Origin of the sequence: Mycobacteroides salmoniphilum, from assembly GCF_004924335.1 — a bacterium.
GTDB lineage: Bacteria > Actinomycetota > Actinomycetes > Mycobacteriales > Mycobacteriaceae > Mycobacterium > Mycobacterium salmoniphilum.
Genome location: NZ_CP024633.1, coordinates 2,487,289 through 2,509,033, shown reverse-complemented (window position 1 = coordinate 2,509,033; position 21,745 = coordinate 2,487,289). Strand labels below are relative to the sequence as shown.

Annotated in this window: 23 protein-coding genes; 8 read left to right on the top strand and 15 right to left on the bottom strand. The window is 64.6% G+C overall.

Features of this window, described 5'->3' with window-relative positions; translation table 11 throughout:
* Positions 1–48 precede the first annotated feature (48 nt).
* The 5 genes from pgl to tkt are packed head-to-tail and all read right to left on the bottom strand — an operon-like array spanning position 49 to position 6,516.
* Positions 49–792, bottom strand: coding sequence for a 6-phosphogluconolactonase (pgl, locus tag DSM43276_RS12380; protein ID WP_078329847.1), 744 nt, complete (start codon positions 790–792; stop codon positions 49–51).
* Positions 789–1,697 (bottom strand): glucose-6-phosphate dehydrogenase assembly protein OpcA, encoded by a 909-nt coding sequence (opcA, locus tag DSM43276_RS12375; RefSeq protein ID WP_078329988.1) that lies wholly within the window; start codon positions 1,695–1,697, stop codon positions 789–791. The genes pgl and opcA overlap by 4 nt, the downstream gene beginning before the upstream one ends.
* Positions 1,694–3,211, bottom strand: a complete 1,518-nt coding sequence (gene zwf / locus DSM43276_RS12370) for a glucose-6-phosphate dehydrogenase (RefSeq protein WP_078329848.1) — start codon at positions 3,209–3,211, stop codon at positions 1,694–1,696. The genes opcA and zwf overlap by 4 nt, the downstream gene beginning before the upstream one ends.
* 35 nt (positions 3,212–3,246) lie before the next feature.
* Positions 3,247–4,374, bottom strand: coding sequence for a transaldolase (gene tal, locus DSM43276_RS12365; protein WP_078329849.1), 1,128 nt, complete (start codon positions 4,372–4,374; stop codon positions 3,247–3,249).
* A 24-nt stretch (positions 4,375–4,398) separates the two neighbouring features.
* A complete protein-coding gene (gene tkt, locus DSM43276_RS12360; protein ID WP_078329850.1) occupies positions 4,399–6,516 on the bottom strand; it encodes a transketolase in 2,118 nt (705 codons plus the stop codon).
* Between the two features lie 226 nt (positions 6,517–6,742).
* Between tkt and DSM43276_RS12355 the strand changes: the two genes are divergently transcribed.
* On the top strand, positions 6,743–7,681 hold the full coding sequence (locus tag DSM43276_RS12355) for a heme o synthase (RefSeq protein ID WP_078329851.1): 939 nt from the start codon (positions 6,743–6,745) through the stop codon (positions 7,679–7,681).
* Here the strand turns inward: DSM43276_RS12355 and DSM43276_RS12350 are convergent.
* The gene (locus DSM43276_RS12350) at positions 7,670–8,647 is read right to left on the bottom strand and encodes a quinone oxidoreductase family protein (protein ID WP_078329852.1); all 978 of its coding nucleotides are present in this window, start codon (positions 8,645–8,647) and stop codon (positions 7,670–7,672) included. The genes DSM43276_RS12355 and DSM43276_RS12350 overlap by 12 nt on opposite strands.
* Positions 8,648–8,681: 34 nt before the next feature.
* On the opposite strand from DSM43276_RS12350, the gene DSM43276_RS12345 reads away from it, so the two are divergent.
* Entirely contained in the window at positions 8,682–9,005 is a 324-nt protein-coding gene (locus DSM43276_RS12345; protein WP_078329989.1) for a hypothetical protein, read from the top strand.
* Positions 8,987–9,952 (top strand): ATP-grasp domain-containing protein, encoded by a 966-nt coding sequence (locus DSM43276_RS12340; protein WP_078329853.1) that lies wholly within the window; start codon positions 8,987–8,989, stop codon positions 9,950–9,952. The genes DSM43276_RS12345 and DSM43276_RS12340 overlap by 19 nt, the downstream gene beginning before the upstream one ends.
* Here DSM43276_RS12340 and DSM43276_RS12335 read toward each other — a convergent pair.
* The gene (locus DSM43276_RS12335; RefSeq protein WP_109556124.1) at positions 9,905–10,891 is read right to left on the bottom strand and encodes a COX15/CtaA family protein; all 987 of its coding nucleotides are present in this window, start codon (positions 10,889–10,891) and stop codon (positions 9,905–9,907) included. The two genes, DSM43276_RS12340 and DSM43276_RS12335, sit on opposite strands and share 48 nt — an antisense overlap.
* 190 nt (positions 10,892–11,081) lie before the next feature.
* On the opposite strand from DSM43276_RS12335, the gene DSM43276_RS12330 reads away from it, so the two are divergent.
* The 3 genes from DSM43276_RS12330 to DSM43276_RS12320 all read left to right on the top strand — a co-directional run bounded on the left by DSM43276_RS12330 (position 11,082) and on the right by DSM43276_RS12320 (position 13,051).
* Positions 11,082–12,155: an oxygenase MpaB family protein gene (locus DSM43276_RS12330; RefSeq protein ID WP_078329855.1), complete on the top strand. Its 1,074-nt coding sequence runs from the start codon at positions 11,082–11,084 to the stop codon at positions 12,153–12,155.
* 17 nt (positions 12,156–12,172) lie between these two features.
* Positions 12,173–12,388, top strand: coding sequence for a hypothetical protein (locus DSM43276_RS12325; RefSeq protein WP_078329990.1), 216 nt, complete (start codon positions 12,173–12,175; stop codon positions 12,386–12,388).
* Between the two features lie 99 nt (positions 12,389–12,487).
* Positions 12,488–13,051: a TetR/AcrR family transcriptional regulator gene (locus DSM43276_RS12320; RefSeq protein ID WP_078329856.1), complete on the top strand. Its 564-nt coding sequence runs from the start codon at positions 12,488–12,490 to the stop codon at positions 13,049–13,051.
* A gap of 19 nt (positions 13,052–13,070) precedes the next feature.
* Here DSM43276_RS12320 and DSM43276_RS12315 read toward each other — a convergent pair whose 3' ends face one another.
* From DSM43276_RS12315 to mptB, 8 genes are all read right to left on the bottom strand, one after another.
* Positions 13,071–13,514, bottom strand: a complete 444-nt coding sequence (locus DSM43276_RS12315) for a YybH family protein (RefSeq protein ID WP_078329857.1) — start codon at positions 13,512–13,514, stop codon at positions 13,071–13,073.
* Positions 13,515–13,543: 29 nt separating this feature from the next.
* Positions 13,544–13,843 carry a cytochrome C oxidase subunit IV family protein gene (locus tag DSM43276_RS12310; RefSeq protein ID WP_211196723.1) on the bottom strand — a complete coding sequence of 100 codons (300 nt, stop codon included), beginning with the start codon at positions 13,841–13,843 and terminating at the stop codon, positions 13,544–13,546.
* 19 nt (positions 13,844–13,862) lie between these two features.
* A complete protein-coding gene (locus tag DSM43276_RS12305) occupies positions 13,863–14,483 on the bottom strand; it encodes a cytochrome c oxidase subunit 3 (protein WP_157896040.1) in 621 nt (206 codons plus the stop codon).
* On the bottom strand, positions 14,480–15,175 hold the full coding sequence (locus DSM43276_RS12300) for a hypothetical protein (protein WP_234803042.1): 696 nt from the start codon (positions 15,173–15,175) through the stop codon (positions 14,480–14,482). Before DSM43276_RS12300 ends, DSM43276_RS12305 begins: the two co-directional genes overlap by 4 nt.
* A gap of 106 nt (positions 15,176–15,281) precedes the next feature.
* Complete coding sequence (locus DSM43276_RS12295) at positions 15,282–15,941, bottom strand: DUF899 domain-containing protein (RefSeq protein WP_078329860.1); 660 nt, start codon at positions 15,939–15,941, stop codon at positions 15,282–15,284.
* Between the two features lie 38 nt (positions 15,942–15,979).
* Complete coding sequence (locus DSM43276_RS12290) at positions 15,980–16,774, bottom strand: ABC transporter permease (RefSeq protein WP_078327062.1); 795 nt, start codon at positions 16,772–16,774, stop codon at positions 15,980–15,982.
* Positions 16,771–17,670 (bottom strand): ABC transporter ATP-binding protein, encoded by a 900-nt coding sequence (locus tag DSM43276_RS12285; protein ID WP_078329861.1) that lies wholly within the window; start codon positions 17,668–17,670, stop codon positions 16,771–16,773. Before DSM43276_RS12285 ends, DSM43276_RS12290 begins: the two co-directional genes overlap by 4 nt.
* Complete coding sequence (gene mptB, locus DSM43276_RS12280; protein ID WP_078329992.1) at positions 17,612–19,405, bottom strand: polyprenol phosphomannose-dependent alpha 1,6 mannosyltransferase MptB; 1,794 nt, start codon at positions 19,403–19,405, stop codon at positions 17,612–17,614. Before mptB ends, DSM43276_RS12285 begins: the two co-directional genes overlap by 59 nt.
* A gap of 133 nt (positions 19,406–19,538) precedes the next feature.
* Here mptB and DSM43276_RS12275 point away from each other — a divergent pair, with 133 nt between their 5' ends.
* A complete protein-coding gene (locus DSM43276_RS12275) occupies positions 19,539–20,321 on the top strand; it encodes a helix-turn-helix transcriptional regulator (protein ID WP_078329862.1) in 783 nt (260 codons plus the stop codon).
* The gene (gene sufB / locus DSM43276_RS12270; protein WP_078327059.1) at positions 20,318–21,745 is read left to right on the top strand and encodes a Fe-S cluster assembly protein SufB; all 1,428 of its coding nucleotides are present in this window, start codon (positions 20,318–20,320) and stop codon (positions 21,743–21,745) included. The genes DSM43276_RS12275 and sufB overlap by 4 nt, the downstream gene beginning before the upstream one ends.

Here is a 21,745-nt window from a genome sequence, read left to right as displayed (position 1 = left end):
TGTACGTCGGGACTACGCGCACCGATCGGGACGCCGCGCGAGGACGAACTAGTCCAGCTGGCTCGCAGCGGCTTCGTCGAGCAGCCACACCGTGCGCTCGGTCCCGATGGCGCCCGCCGCGGGTACGTCGATCGGGTCGGCTCCGCCGATGGCCGCGGCAACCGCTTCGGCCTTGCCCTCGCCCGAAACGATCAGCCACACCTCGCGTGAACGCTGAATGGCAGGCAATGTCAACGTGATTCGCTGCGGCGGCGGCTTGGGGGAATCGGGCACCGCCACGACCAGCCGCTGCGTCTCCTTGACCGCTTCGGTGTGCGGGAACAGCGAGTTGATATGACCCTCGCCGCCCATGCCCAGTAGGTGAACGTCGAATGCGGGGCAGTCCTGGCCGGGCTCGGCGTTGGCGGCCAGCAGCTGTTCGTAAGCGAGCGCGGCCGCATCCAGATCGGTGCCGTATTCACTTTCGCTGTTGGGCATGGCGTGCATGTTGCGCATGGGGAAGTCGACATGCTCAAGCAGTGCCTCCCAAGCCTGCCAGGCATTGCGTTCCGGATCGGTTTTCGGAACATACCGGTCGTCGCCCCAGAACACGTGAACGTTGGCCCAGTCGAGATCACTGGCGACATCGCGCAGATGTTTGAGCAGGGCGATACCGGTGCCGCCACCGGTGAGCACGATCATGGCCTTACCGCGTTCGGTGAGGGCACCGGCGATCGCGAGCGCCAGCCGGTCACCCGCCGCGGTCACCAAAGCATCGGTGTCCGTGTACTTTTCGATGATTGTTTCACTCATAGGTACTGCACCTTCGCGATTCCCTCAAGCGCCGTGCGATAGATCTCGTCGGGGTCGAGGCGGCGCAAATCCTCGGCCAGGCAATCTCGTGTTTCTCTGCGCGGCAACGGAAGCGACGCCGACGGGCGTCCGGTGCGGGCCAATGTTGCGATGGCCCCGGTCTGCGGCCGGCTCAGGGTGACGACCTCGCTGTCGCGGTGCAGTTCCACCTTGAGCTCGCCGACCAGCCGGGTGACTGGACCCTCGATACGTGAGGCGAGCCAACCCGCGATGACATCCAGTGCGGGCTCGGTGGCCAGCCCGGACACCACTGCCGAGTTGATGCCCTCGTACGGTGGCTGATCCAGCGCCGAGGCCAGCAGAGCCCGCCAGTAGGTGATCCGGCTCCACGACAGGTCGGTATCGCCCGGGGTGTACCCGGCGAGCCGGTTCTTGATGGCGTTGAGGGGGTCTGGTGCCGTCGTCGCATCGGTGATCCGCCGAATTGCCAAGCGTCCCAGCGGATCTTTAGCGGGGACGGGCGGAGCCTGGTTGGGCCACCAGGCCACCACCGGGGTATCGGGCAGCAGGAACGGGATGACAACGCTGTGCTCGTGCGCGGCGAGCGGACCGCGCAGCCGCAACACGACAACCTCGCCGGCCCCGGCATCGCCGCCGACCCGGATCTGGGCATTCAGACCGGTCTTGGGTGCCAGCGGGTTGCGTTCCAGCACGATGATGCGGCAAGGATGCTCGTGGCTGGCGCCGTTGGCGGCCTCGATGACCTCTTCGACATCATCGCCGGCATCGGTGATGACAACCAGGGTCAGTACGCGCGCCATCGTGACGGCACCGCCGGTTTCGCGCAGCTCCACCAGCTTCTTATTGACGTCGTTGGTGGTGGTATCGGGCAGATCGACAATCACGGCCGCCTCCAATCGCGTCCCGTACGGGACAGCATGTCGAACGCCGACTGCGGGCCCCAGGTCCCGGACTCGTAGGTCTCGGGCTTGCCGCCCGAGGCCCAGAAGTCCAACGCCGGATCCAGGATCTGCCAGGACAATTCGACTTCGGCGTTTACCGGGAATAGCGAGGGTTCTCCCAACAACACATCCAGGATCAACCGCTCATAGGCCTCCGGTGATTCCTCGGTGAACGCCTGCTCGTACGAGAAGTCCATATTCACGTCCCGTACCTCCATGGCGTTGCCGGGGACCTTCGAGCCGAACCGCAGCGTGACGCCTTCGTCGGGCTGCACCCGAATCACCAGCGCGTTGGCGCCTAGTTCCTCGGTCATCGTGGAGTCGAAGGGCAGGTGCGGTGCTCGCTTGAACACCAAGGCGATTTCAGTAACTCTGCGGCCCAAGCGTTTTCCGGTGCGTAGGTAGAACGGCACTCCGGCCCACCGTCGGCTGTCGACCTCCAGGGTGATCGCGGCGAATGTCTCGGTGGCCGAGGTCTTGGAGAAGCCCTCCTCCTCCAGCAGGCCGGGTACCTGCTGGCTGCCCTGCCACCCCGGACCGTATTGGCCGCGTGCGGTGGTCTCGGCAAGCGGCTCGGCGAGCCGGGTGGCCGAGAGCACCTTGATCTTCTCGGCCTGCAGCTCGGCGGGGGAGAAGTTGATGGGCTCCTCCATTGCGGTGAATGCCAGCAGCTGCAGCAGGTGGTTCTGGATGACATCGCGGGCCGCGCCGATGCCGTCGTAATACCCTGCACGGCCGCCCAATCCGATGTCCTCGGCCATCGTGATCTGGACATGGTCGACGAAGTGGGCGTTCCAGATTGGGTCAAACAACTGATTGGCGAAACGCAGCGCCAGGATGTTCTGCACCGTCTCCTTGCCGAGGTAGTGGTCGATGCGGAACACCGACTCCTCGGGGAATACCTTGTTCACCACGGCATTGAGCTCACGGGCACTCTGCAGGTCGTGGCCGAAGGGCTTCTCGATCACCACCCGGCGCCACGCGCCGTCCACCGGTTGCGCGAGGCTGGACTTGGACAGCTGCTCGCACACGTCCGGGAAGGCCTTCGGCGGGATCGATAGGTAGAAGGCGTGATTGCCGCCGGTGCCACGTTCTTCATCGAGCGTGCGCAGCGTCTTCTTAAGCTGCTCGAAGGCCGCGTCATCGTCGAAACTGCCCTGTACAAACCGGATTCCCTCGGCAAGGCGGTCCCATACATGCTGGCGGAACGGGGTGCGCGAGTGCTCCTTGACGGCGTCGAGCACGATCTGTCCAAAATCCTCGTTGGCCCAGTCCCGGCGGGCAAATCCGACCAAGGCGAAGGACGGAGGTAGCAGGCCGCGGTTGGCGAGGTCATAGATTGCCGGCATCAACTTCTTGCGGGCCAGATCGCCGGTGACCCCGAAAATCACCAGCGAACAGGGTCCCGCGATGCGCGGAAGACGCTTGTCACGCTTGTCTCGCAACGGGTTTGTCATGGATGAGCCTTTCGTGTGAAGACCGTCATCCACGCTCACTCCTTGGTGGATACCGCGTCGAGTTGGGCTTGGGTGGCGTCGATGAGCTCATTCCAGGCGACCTCGAACTTGTCGACGCCTTCGGTTTCGAGAACCTCGAATACATCATCCAGATCGATCCCGGCGCGGGTCAGTTCATGGAAGACCGCGTGGGCGCCGTCGTAGGTCCCATGGATGGTGTTGCCGGTGACCACACCGTGGTCGGCAACAGCCTCCAGCGTCTTCTCGGGCATGGTGTTGACGGTGTGTGGAGCCACCAGGTCCACGACGTACATCGTGTCGTCGTAGTCGGGGTTCTTGACTCCGGTCGAGGCCCACAGTGGACGCTGCACCCGTGCGCCGGCCTTCTTGAGCTCGGCGAACTGGTGACCGTGATCGAAAACCTTCTCGTAGGCCTGGTAGGCGAGACGGGCGTTGGCCACCCCGGCCCGGCCGCGCAGGGACAGCGCCTGACCATTGCCGATGTCCTCGAGGCGTTTGTCGATTTCGGTATCCACCCTGGAGACGAAGAACGATGCCACCGAATGAATCTTGGAAAGGTCGCGGCCCGCTTCCTTGGCGGCCTCCAGGCCGGTCAGGTAGGCGTCCATCACTTCCCGGTGGCGCTGGACCGAGAAGATCAGGGTGACGTTCACCGAGATGCCCTCGGCGATGACCGCCGTGATCGCGGGCAGACCGGCCTTGGTAGCCGGGATCTTGATCAGCAGGTTCGGCCGGTCGACGATTTTCCACAGCTCGATGGCCTGCAGGATGGTTTTGTCGGTGTCGTGGGCCAGGCGCGGGTCCACTTCGATGGAGACTCGACCGTCCACGCCCTCGGAGGCTTCGTACTGGGGAGCCAACACGTCGCACGCAGCGCGCACGTCGTCGGTGGTGGCGGTGCGGATTGCCGAGTCCACGTCGGCGCCGCGCTCGGCCAGTTCGGCGATCTGTGCGTCGTACGCGTGCCCCTTGGACAGGGCGGCCTGGAAGATCGCCGGGTTGGTCGTGACCCCGACGATGCTCCTGGTGGCGATCAGCTCGGCGAGATTGCCCGAGGTGAGTCGGTCCCGGGAGAGATCGTCGAGCCAGACGGCAACTCCGGCTTCGCTCAGTTCGGCGAGATTAGCGTTCTGATCAGTCATCGATCTATCCCTTCAGATTCGGGGTTATTGAGCTGCTGCGATGGACCTTTCGGCGGCCGCAGCCACTGCATCCGGGGTGAAGCCGAACTCACGGAACAAGGTCTTGTCGTCGGCGGAAGCTCCGAAGTGCTCCAGCGAGACGATCTGACCGGCGTCGCCGGTGAACTTGTACCAGCCTTGGGCGATTCCGGCCTCCACGACCACTCGGGCACGCACCGATGGCGGCAGCACGCTGTCGCGGTATTCCCGGGGCTGGGACTCGAACCATTCCACACACGGGAACGACACCACAGAGGCCGCAATTCCCTTGGCGGCAAGAATCTTCTTGGCTTCGACGGCAAGCTGCAGCTCCGAGCCGGTGCCGATGAGGATCACGTCGGGCGTGTCCGCTGGATTGTCACCGGCTGCTTCCAGCACATAGGCGCCCTTGGCCACACCCTCGCGGCTGGTGCCCTCGAGGATCGGCACACCCTGGCGGGTCAGCGCCAAACCGACTGGGCCGGTACTGGATTGACGCTCCAGAACGGTGGCCCAGGCATAGGCAGTTTCGTTGGCGTCACCGGGACGCACCACCGACAGATTGGGGATGGCGCGCAGGGCGGCCAGGTGCTCCACCGGCTGGTGGGTGGGGCCGTCCTCGCCGAGGCCGATCGAATCGTGTGTCCACACGTAGATCGGGTCGATGTTCATCAACGCGGCCAGGCGCACCGCGGGGCGCATGTAGTCGGCGAACTGCAGGAATGTGCCACCGTAGGCGCGGGTGGGACCGTGTAGCACGATGCCGGACAGGATCGAGCCCATGGCATGCTCGCGGATGCCGAAATGCAGTGTGCGCCCGTAGGGTTGGGCGTTCCAATCGGAGGTCGCGATGGACGTGGGGCCGAACGAGTCGGCGCCCTTGATGGTGGTGTTGTTGCTGCCCGCCAGGTCGGCCGAGCCGCCCCACAGCTCGGGCAACGTGGCACCGAGCGCCGACAGGGTGTCGCCGGAGGCTGCACGGGTAGCGACGCCCTTGGATCCAGGCTCCCAGGACGGAAGGTCTGTGTCCCAGCCCTCGGGCAGGGCCCCGGCCAGCAGCCGGTCCAGCAGCGCCTTGCGTTCGGGGTCGCGGGCGGCCCAGGCGTCAAAGTCCTTGTCCCACTCGGCATGTTCCTGCTTGCCGCGCTGCACCAGGGCGCGGGTGTGCTCGATCACCTCGGGAGCGACATCGAACGACTTGTCCGGGTCGAATCCCAGGATCTTCTTGGTGGCGGCCACCTCGTCGGCGCCCAGGGCTGAGCCGTGCACACCGCCGGTGTTCATCTTGGTGGGGGCCGGGAAGCCAATGATGGTGCGCAGGGCGATGAACGACGGACGGTCAGTGACCGCGCGTGCGTTGGCCAGGGCCTCTTCGATACCGGCAACGTTTTCGCCGCCGACAACGGTCTGCACGTGCCAGCCGTATGCCTCGTAACGGGCCGCGGTGTCCTCGCTGAGCGCGATCTTGGTGTCGTGCTCGATGGAGATCTCGTTGTCGTCCCAGATGACGATGAGGTTCCCAAGCTGCTGGGTGCCCGCCAGCGAGGACGCCTCAGAGGTCACACCCTCCTCGATGTCGCCGTCGGAGGCGATGACGTAGATGAAGTGGTCGAACGGGCTGGTGCCGGGCGCGGCGTCGGGGTCGAAGAGGCCACGCTCATAGCGGGAGGCCATCGCCATGCCGACCGCCGAGGCCAGGCCCTGGCCGAGCGGGCCGGTGGTGATCTCCACGCCCTTGGTGTGGTGGTACTCGGGGTGGCCCGGGGTCAGCGAGCCCCAGGTGCGCAGAGCCTCGATGTCGGAGAGCTCCAGGCCGAACCCGCCCAAGTACAGCTGCAAGTACAGGGTCAGGCTGCTGTGGCCGCAGGACAGTACGAATCGGTCGCGCCCGATCCAGGTGGTGTCACTGGGGTCGTGGCGCAGCTGGCGCTGGAAAAGCGTGTACGCCAAGGGCGCCAGGCTCATCGCGGTGCCGGGGTGGCCATTGCCGACCTTCTGCACGGCGTCGGCGGCCAGCACCCGCACGGTGTCTACCGCGCGCGAGTCCAGGTCAGTCCAGTCATCCGGGTGGTTGGCCCGGGTGAGGGTTGGGATATCGGTCGGGATCTCGTCGATCGCGGTCACGGGCCCATCGTAGTGCCGCCGATTTCGCGCCGCTGCCTCACGGCCGGGTCACGCCATTCAGGCAATGTGATAGTCCGGTGGTGGACAACCTGTGTTCACTTCCGTGGGCCGACCTTGGTTGTCGACGCATGACCCTGTCGGTCTACCATCGTCTGTAGTAGAGCGTTCACTGCCGCGGGTCGGCTGGCTCACCGGATAATTACCCAGGAGGATCAGCGCGGTGCGGATGCGAGAGACGCAAGGCGCGCGTGCCCGCGGCCCGTTCCTTTCGACCATCCTCGCCTATGTCGCCCTGACCAAGCCGCGGGTCATCGAGCTGCTGCTGGTCACCACGATTCCCGCGATGTTGCTTGCCGATCGTGGTCACGTGAATCCGCTGCTCATCCTGAATACGCTGCTCGGCGGGATCATGGCCGCGGCCAGTGCCAACACCCTGAACTGCGTGGCCGATGCCGATATCGACAAGGTCATGAAGCGCACCGCGCGCCGGCCGTTGGCCACCGCATCGGTCACCACCCGTAACGCGCTGATCTTCGGGATCGTGCTCGGCATCGGGGCGTTCGCGTGGCTGTGGTGGACCGCCAACCTGCTTTCCGGTGTGCTCGCCGTGGCCACCATTGCCTTTTACGTGTTCATCTACACGCTGGTGCTCAAGCGCCGCACCGCGCAGAACGTGGTGTGGGGCGGTGCGGCCGGTTGCATGCCGGTGATGATCGGCTGGTCGGCGGTCACCGACACGATTCAGTGGCCGGCGTTGGTGATGTTCGCGATCATCTTCTTTTGGACGCCGCCGCATACCTGGGCACTGGCGATGCGCTACAAGGAGGACTACCGGGCCGCGGGCGTCCCGATGCTGCCCGTCATCGCCACCGAGGAGAAGGTCACCAAGCTGATCCTCATCTACACCTGGCTGACGGTGCTGGCCACGCTGGCACTCGCGCTGGCCGCGGGCATCATCTACGCCGTGGTCGCGTTCTTGGCCGGGGTGTGGTTCCTGGCGATGGCACACCAGCTGTACTCGGGCGTGCGCAAGGGACAGCCGATCAAACCGCTGCGCTTGTTCTTGCAGTCGAACAACTATCTGGCCGTCGTCTTCTGCGCGCTGGCCGTCGACTCGGTGGTCGGCTGGCCGTTGTTGTTGAGCAATGGGTTGCTAGGGCACTAGCACGACCGACCCGGTGGTCCTACGCGCCTCCAGGTCGATATGCGCCTGCGCGGCCTGATCCAGCCGATACCGTGCGCCGACGGTGATCTTCAACGTCCCGCGCGACACGAGGTCCAGCACGTCGCCTGCTCGCCAGGTGAATTCTTCGGAGGTCCGGATGAAATGGCCCATGGTGGGGCGGGTGAGCACCGCCGACTTGGCGGTGAGGCGCTGCGGATCGAAGGGTGGCACCTGGCCACTGGCCGCGCCGTACAGCGCGATCAGGCCACGCACCCGGATTGCCGCCAGGCTTGACTCGAAGGTCGACTTGCCGACGCCGTCGTAGGCGACCGCGACGCCTTCTCCCGAGGTCATTTCCAGGATTCGTGCGGCGAATTCCGCCGGATCGACAGGATCGGGGTAGGGCAGCACCTCGGCGGCGCCGGCCTCGCGCGACAGCTTCTCTTTGGCCTCGCTCGACACGGTGGTGATGACCCTGACGCCGCGATGGGATGCCCATTGGGTCAGCAGCAAGCCCATACCGCCGGCGCCGGCGTGCACCAGCACGGTGTCACCCGCCGCTACGGGGTAGACCGAGGTGAGCAGGTAATGGGCGGTGATGCCTTGCAGTAGTGCGCTCGCGGCAACTTCTGCGGACAGGCCTTCGGGCACTTTCGCGGTGAAATCTGCGGGTGCAGTGGTGGATTCGGCATACCCCCAGGCCGCGACCGGGCTGGCTACGCGGTCTCCGGGGACGAGGTTCTCGACGCCCTCGCCGACTGACCTCACCACTCCGCTGACCTCGGACCCCGGGATATGGGGGAGCGGAGCGGGGTAGCTGCCGTTGCGTAGATAGATATCGCGGAAGTTGACCCCCACCGCGTCGACGTCGATCAGCACCTGGCCGGGGCCCGGTGTCGGGTCGGTCTTTTCGACGAGGGTGAGGACGTCGGGTCCGCCGGTCACAGGCACTTCGATGGCGCGCATGGGTACCAGTATCCAGGCCACGTACGCTCTACATATGACCGACGAAGCCCAGCCAGACGCGAAGGTGTCCGTTCCGTCGACCGTGCATCGCGCACTGACCGCATTCGTGAAGGCGCATCACATGCCGACCAAGGCCGTGTTGCAGCCCGTCGGGCAGGCCGGTGTCCGGATCACCCTGGTCGGTGCCGACGGCATCCTGGGTGATCAGGTGGTCGCCGACTTCGCCACGGCGCACGCTGCTGTGGCAGCCGTCGAAGGCATCGAGCCTGTCGAGGAATGGGACCGCGAACTGGTCAGTACTGCCAACCCGGCACCGGGTCACGCCAAGAAGATGGCCGGGTGGGTCGCCCGGACGTAAGGCTGGGACGGCCGGATATCTTCCATCCGCGCATCGTTCTGGCCGGTTGCCCACAACTCGTCTCCGGTGACGGTGACGACGCCGAACTTGTTGCCGCGTTGCGTGTTCGCGATCTGCACGCTCAGTGGCTGTCCTGGGATGACCCCGAGGCGGCGCAGGCAGATCTCGTGATTCTCCGTGCCACCTGGGACTATCCCGAACGCCTGGATGAGTTCCTGCATTGGGCCGGATCGGTGCGCAATGTGCTCAACCCGCTGCCGGTAGTGCGCTGGAACACCGATAAGCGCTATCTGAATGATCTTGCCGCAGTGGGCATTCCAACTGTCCCGAGCACTTTCTTCGCACCCGATGAGCCGATCGTCCTGCCCGACGGCGAACTGGTGATCAAGCCCGCGGTGGCCGGCGGTTCGCGCGGTGCGGGCCGCTTCACGTGCCCGGAGGCCGCACGCAATCATGCCGAGGCGCTACAAGATGAGGGCCGCACGCTGCTCATTCAGCCCTACGACCCGCGCGTCGACATGCACGGCGAGACGGCCTTGGTCTTCCTCAACGGTGAACCTTCCCATGCGTTTATCAAGGGGGCGTTGCTGCCTCCGCCGGGTGCCGCCGCCGAGGTCGACAAGTCGGGCCTGTTCCACGCCGAGCAGCTGGCGCCGGTGAAGCCGTCGTCGGCGTTGTGGAGATTCGGTGCGACCGCGCTCGCCGCGGCGGCCACGAAATCAGGTGTCGCCATGACGGAACTGCTGTATGCGCGCGTCGATGTCATCGGCGGGGTGCACGACGACGACCCACGGTTGCTAGAGCTGGAACTGGTCGAACCGTCTCTGGGATGGCGTCAGCTGGAGACCGAGGAGCGCGACCTGGCGCAACGAAAGTTTGTGATCGGGGTCGAGGATGCGTTAGAGCGCCTGGGCCTGGGCCCGCTGGGGCAGCACCGACGCGGCTAGCGCCGGGGAGGTCAGCGCCGCCCACAGCGCAGCGGTGGCCGCCGTGCATGCGGCCGCGCCGGCGACGTGGACGGCGACGAGCACCGCGGGCACCCCCGTGTAGAACTGCACGACGCCCACGAAGCCCTGGGCCAGTGTGAGTGCCACCAGCACCGTGAAGCGTGCCCAGATGGGTCTGGTCACACCGACCGCCGCCAGCCCGAATCCCAGCCCCAGCAGCAGTGCCAGGTAGGCGATGAGCAGCGTGCCGTGCACATGCACCAGTGTGGTGATCTCGATCTGTAACCGGGGCACCACGCGGGTCACGCTCTTGTCGCCGGCATGTGGTCCTGCTCCGGTGACCAGTGTTCCGGCCACCAGGACCGCGGCCAATGTCACGCCGATCAGTGCGGTCAGCCGGCGCAGCGGTACGGGTGGCGGCGGCACCATGGGGAAATCGGAAACGACATCGGGCTCACCGATTTTCACGTAGAGCAGTGTCGCCAGCCACACCATGCCCATCGATACCAGCAGATGGATCGCGACCGTCCACCACAACAGGCCGGTCAGTACGGTGATGCCACCGATGACCGCCTGCAGAACCGTCGAGGCCGGCATCAACCAGGCGTACACGAGGACCTCGCGCCGGCGCCGAGCACGTGTGACGGCGAGTACTGCCAACGCAGCGGTGATGACCACCAGAAAGCTGATCATCCGGTTGCCGAATTCGACGGCTTGATGGATGCGCGGCACCTCGGCGACGGCGACGGGGGTGAAACTCCCGGGGAAGCACTGTGGCCAGGTGGGGCACCCCAGGCCGGAGGCGGTGACGCGAACCACGGCACCGGTCACGGCGATTCCGCCCTGGGTCAGCACTACCGCCGCGGCGATGAGGCGCTGCGTCCGCAGGCTCGGCATCGGCAGTAGATCGACTACCCGCAAAAACGCCCGATATAGCACGCGATGAGTCTATGCCACTGCCAACTACGCCTTGTAGTAATCACTGCAGATCTCGTGTGCATGCGGGGTTCGGGCGGTGGGGCAATTGTTGACGCGCGACCCCTTGACGTAAGCGACCCAGTGATGAATCCTACACAGTGTATTAAATTCCTACATGTCGTAGGATTACTGATGCAGAGGGAGCGGGCCTGTGAGTGTGATCCGGGAGTGGCTGTCACTACCGAAGGTTGAACCTGCTGAGGACTACGGCTTCTTTGGCCCCGAATCGGTGTCATGGCGCGTGTGGAGCTACCCGACGTCACTGTCCATTGGGTTTCAGCGTGCCGTGGTGATCGAGGAACTCGATCCCGGATTGATTGCGGCCGTGGATAAGACGCATGAGATCTATGCGCGGCCACGGACCCGTTATGACCGGACCTTGCGGTACTTTGCGATGGTCGCCTTTGATGACAGCAGGTCGACAGCCAAGGCTGCCGATGTTCTGGTCAAAATTCATTCCAAGGCCATCGGCGTCGATCCGGTCACCGGCGACAACTACGACGCGAACAATCCCGCATCGCAGTTGTGGATTCACCTCACCGCCTGGCATTCGATTCTGCTCGCCTATGAGAAGTACGGCCCAGGGCGGCTTTCTGACGGGGAAGAAGCGCAGTTCTGGACCGAATGCGCCCGTGCCGCCGAATTGCAGACATGCGACCCGCGGGACATCCCCCGAACGCGTGAGGGGGTAAGCGAGTACTTCGAGATGATGCGGCCGCTGCTCCTCGGCTCTGATATCGCCCGACAGGCGATGCGGCACTTGCTCAGCGCCGAGGTGATGCTGCCGCCGATGCCGCTGGTGTTGCGACCGTTCACCAAGGTGATCACATGGTTCTTGCGCCGGGGCACCTTGGCGACCATGCCCCGGTGGATGCGCGAGATGGCCGGGCTCAGCGTTGCCCCCCTGCTCGACGCGGCGATCGTGCCACCGATGAGCGCCGCATTCACGGCGATCAGCATGAGCAAACGGCTGCAATTGATCCTGCTCCGGTTGATCTCACCCGGCACCGTGCCCATCGGCGCCCGCGTGCTGCTGTCGGTACCGCCGAAAAGCCCGATCACCATGACGCCCAGGGAGGCTCAGGAGCTTTACGGCTATGAGATTCCGAGCCAGGCGCACCGTGGACTCCGGGATAAGCAGAAGGCACGCGTGTTCGGAGAGGGACAAGCTCCCAGCGACGAGGGAATTAGAGAGTCCGAGCCGATTCTCGGCACCGTTGGATGATTGAGAAGGAACACATCATGATCAAGGATCTGCTCGACCGTCGCCTCAGCATCCGCCAGCTCGTCTATCTGGCGATCGTCGTTGGCGTGCCGTACTTCGTGATTGGCGTGATTTGGGCGATGACCCACCGTGACCACCTTGAACAACTCACCGGATTGGACAAGCTGTTCTCTATGCTGGGAGAAATTGTCGCCTGGCCGGTGCTCATCATCGCCAACGTGTATCTGCAGTAGCCGGGCCAGCCGTAGGAGGACACCGTCACCGCGCCGCCAGCCTCGACGAATCCGCGCGCCCGGGCCGAACATCTCGGACCGGAGCGCAGGCGGGCGCAGGTGCTGGATACGGCCCTGCAGATCACCGCTGAACAGGGCGTGGCGAATGTGACGATGGCTGCTATCGCCACGCGCATGGGCGTTACCCGCCCCGTTGTGTATGCGTGCTACAACGGGCGAAGTGAGGTACTGACGCAGCTGCTGGAACGCGAAACACGGCTGGCTCTGACCAGTCTGCGTGCGATCCTTCCGCCGCGGCGGACAAGCTCCGTCGAGCAGATGTTCGTCGACGGATTCGGAGCTCTGCTTGCCGACGTCGCGGGACGCCCGGCCTCGTGGCAGATCATCGCGGCGGCGCAGTCAGATCCCGTTCTTGCCGAGGCTATTTCGCAGGGGCGTTCGCAGATCCGGGCGCAGATCTGCGAAGTCATGCGCCCCCTGCTGCAGCGGTGGCAGGTGCGCGATGTCGACTTTGTTATGCCCCCGCTGGTGGAAACACTCCTGGCGATCAGCGAGGGGGCCATCCGGTTGATGCTCAGTCCCGAACCGCGATGGTCGGCCGCGGACCTGGCCGAAATTGTCGGCCGAGCCGCGTACCGGGCATTGCGGGCCACTCCCGGCTGAGGGCGAGATATCCGCACGACTAGCCGAGTCGTCGACTGATCCTGGGTACTACGTAATTGGAATACGAGTACTTGCCGGTGATCTTCCCGTCCGCGTCGAAGTGGAAGACGTCCAAGCCTTCCCATCCGAAACGGGGGAAGGCAAACGCCGCAAGGCGAGTCGCCGCACCAAGCAGTCGCGTCGGGGACTGGCGTGCCCGGATGTCGTGGCGGCATGTCCACCGAATGGTCGCCTTGCGTGCGGACTGATCGATCAGCCGGTCGTGCTCGTCGAATGTCATTGCGCCGTAGGCGCCGGTGAACTGCGGTTCGAATTCGCGACGAATGGCGGTCAATCCGATATGCCGTGACCCATCGCCGGGGAGGTACTCGGCGTCATCGGCAAAATGCTCCATGACCAGGTCCAGGTCATTGGTGTTGAACGCAGTCACGAAGCGGTTCAGGGCTGCCGCGATATCCGCCATACGAGGAGCGTACGAGACTTGGCGCTAGCTCATTGACCCAACAATGTGAGCGTCCACGCGGGTGCGGCGATCAGCAGAATGAGGCAGCACGACACGCCACCGGTCCAGAGGCCGCAGACTGCAATGAGCCATATCGGAGCGCGCCGGATTTCGATGTATTCGCCCATCACCAGAAGTGCTTTGAACGCAGCCAGCATCAGAACGCCGGCGATACCCATCGCGGACAGTTGGTCATGGCTCAAGAACGCCGAGGCGAGACTTGCGGCTACCAGCACCGCCCATGTCGCGATAACACGGACGGGAGTATCAGTCCGGATATTCAGTGCCATATGCGTACTCACCGGCTTCCTAAACGAGGTAGATGATGGCGAACAGGAAGAGCCAGAACACATCGACCATGTGCCAATAGACGCCAACGGATTCCAGGAGTACCAGATTCGGCCCCTGTGTACCCGCCCGCTCCGGATCCGCCCGTGCAGTGCACTGCCGGGCGCCCAGTGCGAGCGCGGCCAGTCCGGCGACGACGTGCAGAGCGTGGATGCCGGTGAAGACGAAATAGAGCATGAAGAAGTCGTTACTGACGGCACTCATTCCGTGTCGGATGTGCGCCTCGTATTCCACGACCTTGAGCACGAGGAAGCCGCCGCCAAGCGTCATCGCGCCCTGATAGAGGCGGCGAGCCACCTGGACATGGCCATCTCTGGCCCGCGTGAGCCCAGCCGCCACCAGAGTGGAGCTGGTGATCAGAAGCAGGGTGTTGGTGAGGCCGATCCCTTTGCTCAGAGTCGCGCGATTCGCATCGAACAGCTCAGGCTGATGGGCGTTGTTCCACCCCCAGAGAATGAAGAACACTGCGAAAAGAGCCATGTCTCCCAGCACGAAGATCCAGAACTCAGGTTCGCCCGGAATCTTCCGGCCACGATTGGTGGCGTCGACGGTTCCCACGTCGGTGCTCGGTTGGGCGGTCATGAAAAGTGGCGTTTGACAATCGGTTTCAGCACGAACGGCGCGACAAGAAAATACACGATGAAAAGGACTGCGGGAATCCAGAATCCGACGATGCCGTCCCATGCGAACGGCCCGGTCTTGAAGAAGAAGACCAGCAGCTCGGGTAGATACAGCAGCGCAATCCACAGGTTGAGATAGCCGAACCAACGGGGGGCGACCGGCTCCGGTCCTCTGTCGGTGACGAGGATGGCGTATGCCGTCAATATCCACACCATGATGAACATCGGTATTCCGCCGATGAATTGGAGGAAGCCCGCGTCGCTGGCGTACTGGACTAGGTCGGGAGAACGCTCAACACGGAACGCTGCTGTGGAGAACGAGAAGCCTGCGTAGAAGTTCAGCACCAAGAAACAGGTAAGTGTGAAACCGGCCATGAGTGTCAGCAGGCTGGTCTGCTTTTCGATCTTCCGAATCACCAGGACCAACAAGGCGGAGGTGGGAACGAGCACGACGGTGGAGACCATGATGGAGACGGCGGCCAGCTCAAGCACAAAGTGGTTGTTACGGAAGATCTCCGCAACCTGCATGGGGCTCTTGGTCGGTGCGATCGGTGGAAACCAGTGAGCAAGGACAAGCCATCCGAACCCAAAGGTGAGCAAGTACGCCAGCGGGGACCAGATGCCCGCGCTCATCAGAAACCGATCGTGCTTCACGACGTCCTCCTCGTTGAGGTGATCGGTCGAACGGGGAAAATATGACCGATCGTTTAATTAGCCGGGCCCAGCGTAGCGATCGGCGGGAGTGCTGTCTAGATAGGCGCTAGTACTCGTCATGCAAGCGCCACCATTGATACGGCGGTGTCTGTGGCCAGCCGTCCGGTGAGTCCTCCCAATCCTCTTGACGGCCATACGGTGTGAGGTCGAGCAGTACAAAGTCCAAGCGCATTTTGTCTGCGCCGCGGTCGGTGCTGAAGTACGTCTGGTAGACGTTGTCGCCGTCGCGCAGAAACACGCTGATGCCGAATCCTCTTCCGGCGCCGCAATCCCCGGCAAAGACGGTGCCATGGGAGGATACGAACGGGAACGACCATTGCATGCGGTGCTGGACCGCTTCGATCTGTGGATACGGCATGTCGGACACCACCGCGAAGCTGGTGTCGCGGGCGTTCAGATGCTCATGCCTGCTGATGTTGTCGCATACCGAGGCACACCCGGAGCAGTGGTCGTCGGGTCCGTTGTCCATGAACTGGTACACGATGAGCTGGTCACGCCCGTCGAACAGATCCGGCAGTGACAGCTCGCCGTCGGGCCCGGTGAACGTGTAACCGCCGGGCATGGCGACCATCGGCATCCGGCGACGCCGCGCTGCCAGCGCATCGAGGGTTCGCGTGGCTGCCTTCTCGTGAACCAGCAGCTCGGCGCTGGCGCTAAGCCACTCGTCACGGGAAACGATCGGGGGCAGGGGCGTGGTATCGGACATACCGATAGAGACCGGCCGCAGGCCCCGATCTCATCGGGTCAGGTGAATCGGAACCAGCGCAGGGCGCCGTATCCGGCGAGCGCGCCCCACACGGCGAGCACCACCAGCGCGAACCAGTCCACCGACAGCGTCATGGCCGCCGCCAGCGCCTCCGAAAGGGCGCCCGAGGGCGACAACCGAGCCAGCAGCACCACGGCATGGGGGATCGCGTCGGTGGTGCGACCGTCCTCCAACGTCAATGCCCCTAGCCCGGCGAAAATGAACCACAGCAGATTCGCAAGGGCCAGCACGATTTCCGCACGCAGTGTGCCGCCGAGTAGGAGCCCCATCGCCGCGAACGTCGCGGTGCCCAGGGCAATGACCACGGCGCCGAGGAGCAGCCCCAACGGATGCGGGCGCCAACCCAGCGCCCCGCCGATCGCGCCGATCACCGCGGCCTGCAAGACCACCACCGTAACCACGGCCAGCGCCTTGCCGGCGATGATGCCCCACACAGGTAATGCGGTGGCGCCCAGGCGTTTCAGCGCGCCGTAGCGGCGGTCGAACCCGACGGCGATGGCCTGCCCCGTAAACGCGGTGGAGATGACCGCCAGTGCCATGATGGCAGGCACAAAGATGTCGGTACGCGAGCCGGGGAACTGGCCCAGAGGCAGCAGTGTCAGCCCGATGAGCAGGGTGATCGGGATGAACATGGTGAGCAGTAGCTGTTCGCCGTTGCGCAGCAGCAGCTTGAGTTCCAGCCAGAACTGCGCGAACAACATGGTGTGCACGGCGCTCGGTCGCGGGTCCGGCCTGAAAGTGCCCGGGGCGAAACGGGGTGTGGTGTCGGTCATCGCAATTCCCTGCCGGTTAATTCCAGAAACACATCCTCGAGACTGCGTTTCTCCACCCGCAAGTCCGTGGTCAGCACATCCATCCGGGCACACCAGGCGGTGACGGTGGCCAGCACCTGTGGGTCGACGACGCCTTCGACGCGGTACTCACCGGGAGTGACCTCGGCGACCTTGTACCCCTCGGGCAGCGCGGAGGTGAGCAGGGTCAGATCCAGTCGTGGTGGGGCGGAGAAGCGCAGCTGGTTCTCGGCGCCGGACTGCATCAGCTCCGACGGGGTACCGGCGGCCACCACCGCGCCGTGGTCGATGATCATCAGCTGGTCGGCGAGCTCCTCGGCTTCCTTCATGTGGTGCGTGGTCAGCACCACCGAGACGCCATCGCGCCGCAGACAGTCAATGAGTTCCCACACCACCAGCCGGGCGTGGGCGTCCATGCCGGCGGTCGGCTCGTCCAGGAACACCAGCTCAGGCCGGCCTACCAGCGCGCATGCCAGCGCGAGGCGCTGCTGCTGTCCTCCGGAAAGACGCCGGTAGGGGGTGCGGGCGGCGTCGGTCAGCCCAAGAGTGTCCAGAAGCCATTGCGGGTCAAGTGGTTTGGCGGAGTATGAGGCCACGAGCCCGAGCATCTCGCTGGCCCGTGCGGTGGGGTAAGCGCCGCCGCCCTGCAGCATCACACCGATCCGTGCGCGCACCGCCGAGTTCTTCGCGACCGGATCCATGCCCAGCACCTCGACGGTGCCCTCGTCCGGATGTAAGAAGCCTTCGCACAATTCGACGGAGGTGGTTTTCCCGGCGCCGTTGGGGCCGAGCAGTGCAAAGACCTGGGCCTGCTCTACCTCAAGGTTGAGGTTGTGGAGTGCTGTCGTTGTCCCGTATCGCTTCGTTACCGACCGCATCCGCACCGGTGGTGCTGTCCTTGTCGGTGGTTGCGTCACGGTCAGTCAGCGTAAGCGGCGCGCCTTTGTCACCGTTAGGCAGCCGACGCCACGGCAGATAGTCGTGCGTGATAGCGATGAGCAGGAGCGCGATGATCGCACTTGCCGCTGTCGCGTCGATGATCTGGAACAGCGCGAACCTGTCGCCGTTGGCTGTGGGCCCGAAAATGCCGACGAGCAGGGTGATGCCGATTGCGGTGCCACGGAAAGCGGGGCGGGTAGCCCACGCGGCCAGCGGGATGATCGCCCACAGCAGGTACCAGGGCTGCACCACCGGAAATAGCAGCACCGTGATGCCGAGGGCGACACCCAGCCCACCCACGGGGTGCAGGCGTCCGCGCAGCACGACCAACAGCAGCCACGACACCGCGATACCGATGATGCCGATGCCGATGCCGCGGGTCAGCGACAGTATCGCGGTGGTGTGATCGCCGAGACCGAGCAGGATGCCGACCTGCCCGGTGCCTAATGCCACGAGAGTGGGCGGCGACATCCAACTGCGCACCTGGGAGGCGGTATCCAGCGTGAACATCCAGCCAAAACCGAGACCGCTCGCCCAGGCGATGAGGACCGTGCAGACGCCGGTGACGGTGCCCAGCAGCGCGCCTGCCCGGAAGAGACCGCGAACGCCGCCGCCCCACCGGCGTGCCAGCGCCATGCCGACGAAACCCAGGGCCAGCAGGGAGGGGAGTTTGACCTGTGATGAGGCGGTGATCAACACCGTGCCAGCCAGGAGGTTGCCCAGCGGCGCCCAGGTGGCCCATTCGGCGCGGGTGCGGGGCCCCCAAGGGCCCAACCTCAGTCTCACCCCCACGAGCGCGCGCGTCGAATCGACACCGCGCATCGCCAGCTCGGTGCCGGCCAGCATCAGGCCCAGCATCAGTGCCTCGTTGTGGATTCCCGCGACAAGGTGCATCAGTAGCAGCGGATTGGCCGCGCCGAGCCACAGCGCGCTGACCTCCGCGACTCCGCAGCGCTGGGCTAGACGCGGCGTCGCCCAGATGATCAGCAGCACCCCGAGCAGTTCGACAAGTCGATGGCACAACGCCCCGGCGACGATGTCATCGCCGGTGAGTCGGCAGATTCCCTTGCCGATCCATAGGAACAACGGACCGTACGGCGCCGCAGTTTCCCGCCACATGCTGGGCACCGACAGGGTGAATACGTGATCCAGCCCCAGAGCGACCGCCGGGCCTTCGGTATACGGGTCCTTGCCGAGTCGCGCGATCTGGCTCTGCGCCAGATACGAGTACACGTCCTTGGAGTACATCGGAGGCGCAACGAGCAGCGGCAGAATCCACAGCAGCAGGGTTCGGTCCAGCTGGCCGCGGGACATCCGGCGGACCGGTCCACGTTCGCCGTTGGCGTTTTTGTTCCGCAGGCTGCCGATAGCGAAGCGGCCCAACATGAGCCAGGCCAACGTCATCATCACGGCGCCGGTGGTTGTCATCGTCAGCGATACCGTTTGAATCCGCGACGGCAGGTTGAGCAGCCGCACTCCGAAGATCGGATCTTGGATGACGGGTCGTGCGCCAGCACCGAGGGCGCCGATCGCCATAAGAGCCGTTCCGGTGGCGCCGAACAGGCGAGTTCGGTTCATGGCTGTGAGCTCACGCTCATTCAGCGGGGCCGACGAGCGCTCGTCATCATGCAGATGCGACAGCGACGAGCTGAGCCACTGACCACGTACCGACACGCCAGCAGCGTATCGGCCCGCCATGCCTGCTCCGGGGAACCAGCCGGGCAGGGCCTGTCCGGCCGGCAGGGTGGCGCTGAACATAGGTAACCCTTGCTAGACGTGGCATTCCGAATTGCGTCACACTGGTGTTGTGAAATTCGGCCAGGCCTCTGTGGTGGCGTCTGCTGCGGCGACGTCGCAGGTGCTGGACGCTGCCCCGGCCGTGTCCCATGATGGCCAGACACGCGTCGCGGTGGTGCGGCTACTCATGGAGTCCGGGCCGGTCACCGCGGGTGAGATCGGGGAACAGCTCGGTCTCTCGCCGCAGGGTGTGCGCCGCCACCTCGACGCGTTGATCGAGGCCGGCGACGCCGTCTCCAATCCGGCGGCCGCATGGCAGCACAACGGCCGAGGCCGCCCGGCCAAGCGGTTCCAGCTCACCGCGGACGGTCGCGGCAAGCTGAACCACGCCTACGACGACCTGGCATCTGCCGCCATGCGCCAGCTGCGCGAGATCGGCGGCGACGATGCGGTGCGCATCTTCGCGCGGCGTCGCATTGACTCGATCTTGAGCGATGTCGCGGTCGGCGCGCCGTTCGACGACACCGAGGCCGCGGTGGATCAGGTGGCCGCCGCGCTGACCAAGGCCGGTTACGCGGCCAGCACCCAGCGGGTCGGTGGAGCAGGTGCGTCCTTGAGCGGTGTGCAGATATGCCAGCATCACTGTCCGGTATCGCATGTGGCCGCAGAGTTCCCCGAACTCTGCGAGGCGGAACAACAGGCCTTCGCCGAGGTGTTGGGAACACATGTACAGCGGCTGGCCACCATCGCCAACGGTGACTGTGCCTGCACCACCCATATTCCCCTGCACGTATCTCCAACTCTGGCGCCCAGCCCCGCGCCCGATACAACGATCAGTAAGGAGTCACGATGACCCTCGAGCGTGAGGTGCTGACCCAGGACGAGACGATCGCGTCACTGGGCAATTACGGCTATGGCTGGTCTGACTCCGACGCGGCCGGAGCCAGCGCGCAGCGCGGTCTGTCCGAGGCTGTCGTGCGCGATATCTCGTCGAAGAAGAGCGAACCCGAATGGATGCTCGACGTCCGCCTGAAGGCGCTGCGCACCTTCGACAAGAAGCCGATGCCGAACTGGGGATCGAACCTTGAGGGCATTCACTTCGACAACATCAAGTACTTCGTGCGCTCCAGCGAGAAGCAGGCCGCCACGTGGGATGACCTGCCCGCCGACATCAAGAACACCTACGACCGCCTCGGTATCCCCGAAGCCGAGAAGCAGCGCCTGGTGTCCGGAGTTGCCGCACAGTACGAGTCGGAAGTCGTCTACCACTCGATCCGCGAGGACCTCGAGGCCCAGGGCGTGATCTTCCTGGATACCGATTCGGGCCTGCGCGAGCACCCGGAGATCTTCAAGGAGTACTTCGGCAGCGTCATCCCGGCCGGCGACAACAAGTTCTCGGCGCTCAACACCGCCGTGTGGTCGGGTGGCTCGTTCATCTACGTGCCGCCGGGCGTGAAGGTCGATATCCCGCTGCAGGCCTACTTCCGCATCAACACCGAGAACATGGGCCAGTTCGAGCGGACGCTCATCATCGTCGACGAGGGCGCCTACGTGCACTACGTCGAGGGATGTACCGCACCGATCTACAAGTCCGATTCGTTGCACTCGGCCGTGGTGGAAATCATCGTCAAGCCGGGTGGGCGCTGCCGCTACACGACCATCCAGAACTGGTCGAACAACGTGTACAACCTGGTTACCAAGCGGGCCCGCGCCGAGGCGGGGGCCACCATGGAATGGGTCGACGGCAACATCGGTTCCAAGGTCACCATGAAGTACCCGGCCGTGTGGATGACTGGTGAACACGCCAAGGGTGAGGTGCTGTCGGTCGCCTTCGCCGGTGAGGGGCAACACCAGGACACCGGCGCCAAGATGCTGCACCTGGCGCCGAACACGTCGAGCAACATCGTCTCCAAGTCGGTGGCGCGTGGCGGTGGGCGTGCCTCCTATCGTGGCCTGGTCCAGGTCAACAAGGGTGCGCACGGCTCCCGCTCGACGGTGAAATGCGATGCGCTGCTTGTCGACTCGATCAGCCGTAGCGACACCTACCCGTACGTCGACATCCGCGAAGACGATGTCACCATGGGGCATGAGGCGACCGTCTCGAAGGTCAGTGACGATCAGTTGTTCTACCTGATGAGCCGCGGTATGACCGAGGACGAGGCGATGGCCATGGTGGTGCGCGGGTTCGTCGAACCGATTGCGAAGGAACTGCCGATGGAGTACGCACTCGAGCTCAACCGGCTCATCGAGCTGCAAATGGAAGGTTCGGTCGGTTAG

Coding starts and splice junctions, on each gene's coding strand:
- DSM43276_RS12305 (WP_157896040.1), bottom strand. CDS start 14,483: ATGACCGCCCAACCGAGCACCGACGTGGGAACCGTCGACGCCACCAAT.
- DSM43276_RS12355 (WP_078329851.1), top strand. CDS start 6,743: ATGCGAGAGACGCAAGGCGCGCGTGCCCGCGGCCCGTTCCTTTCGACC.
- tal (WP_078329849.1), bottom strand. CDS start 4,374: ATGACTGATCAGAACGCTAATCTCGCCGAACTGAGCGAAGCCGGAGTT.
- DSM43276_RS12325 (WP_078329990.1), top strand. CDS start 12,173: ATGATCAAGGATCTGCTCGACCGTCGCCTCAGCATCCGCCAGCTCGTC.
- pgl (WP_078329847.1), bottom strand. CDS start 792: ATGAGTGAAACAATCATCGAAAAGTACACGGACACCGATGCTTTGGTG.
- sufB (WP_078327059.1), top strand. CDS start 20,318: ATGACCCTCGAGCGTGAGGTGCTGACCCAGGACGAGACGATCGCGTCA.
- DSM43276_RS12350 (WP_078329852.1), bottom strand. CDS start 8,647: ATGCGCGCCATCGAAGTGCCTGTGACCGGCGGACCCGACGTCCTCACC.
- DSM43276_RS12310 (WP_211196723.1), bottom strand. CDS start 13,843: ATGGCACTGAATATCCGGACTGATACTCCCGTCCGTGTTATCGCGACA.
- zwf (WP_078329848.1), bottom strand. CDS start 3,211: ATGACAAACCCGTTGCGAGACAAGCGTGACAAGCGTCTTCCGCGCATC.
- DSM43276_RS12290 (WP_078327062.1), bottom strand. CDS start 16,774: ATGACCGACACCACACCCCGTTTCGCCCCGGGCACTTTCAGGCCGGAC.
- DSM43276_RS12295 (WP_078329860.1), bottom strand. CDS start 15,941: ATGTCCGATACCACGCCCCTGCCCCCGATCGTTTCCCGTGACGAGTGG.
- DSM43276_RS12345 (WP_078329989.1), top strand. CDS start 8,682: ATGACCGACGAAGCCCAGCCAGACGCGAAGGTGTCCGTTCCGTCGACC.
- DSM43276_RS12315 (WP_078329857.1), bottom strand. CDS start 13,514: ATGGCGGATATCGCGGCAGCCCTGAACCGCTTCGTGACTGCGTTCAAC.
- DSM43276_RS12285 (WP_078329861.1), bottom strand. CDS start 17,670: ATGCGGTCGGTAACGAAGCGATACGGGACAACGACAGCACTCCACAAC.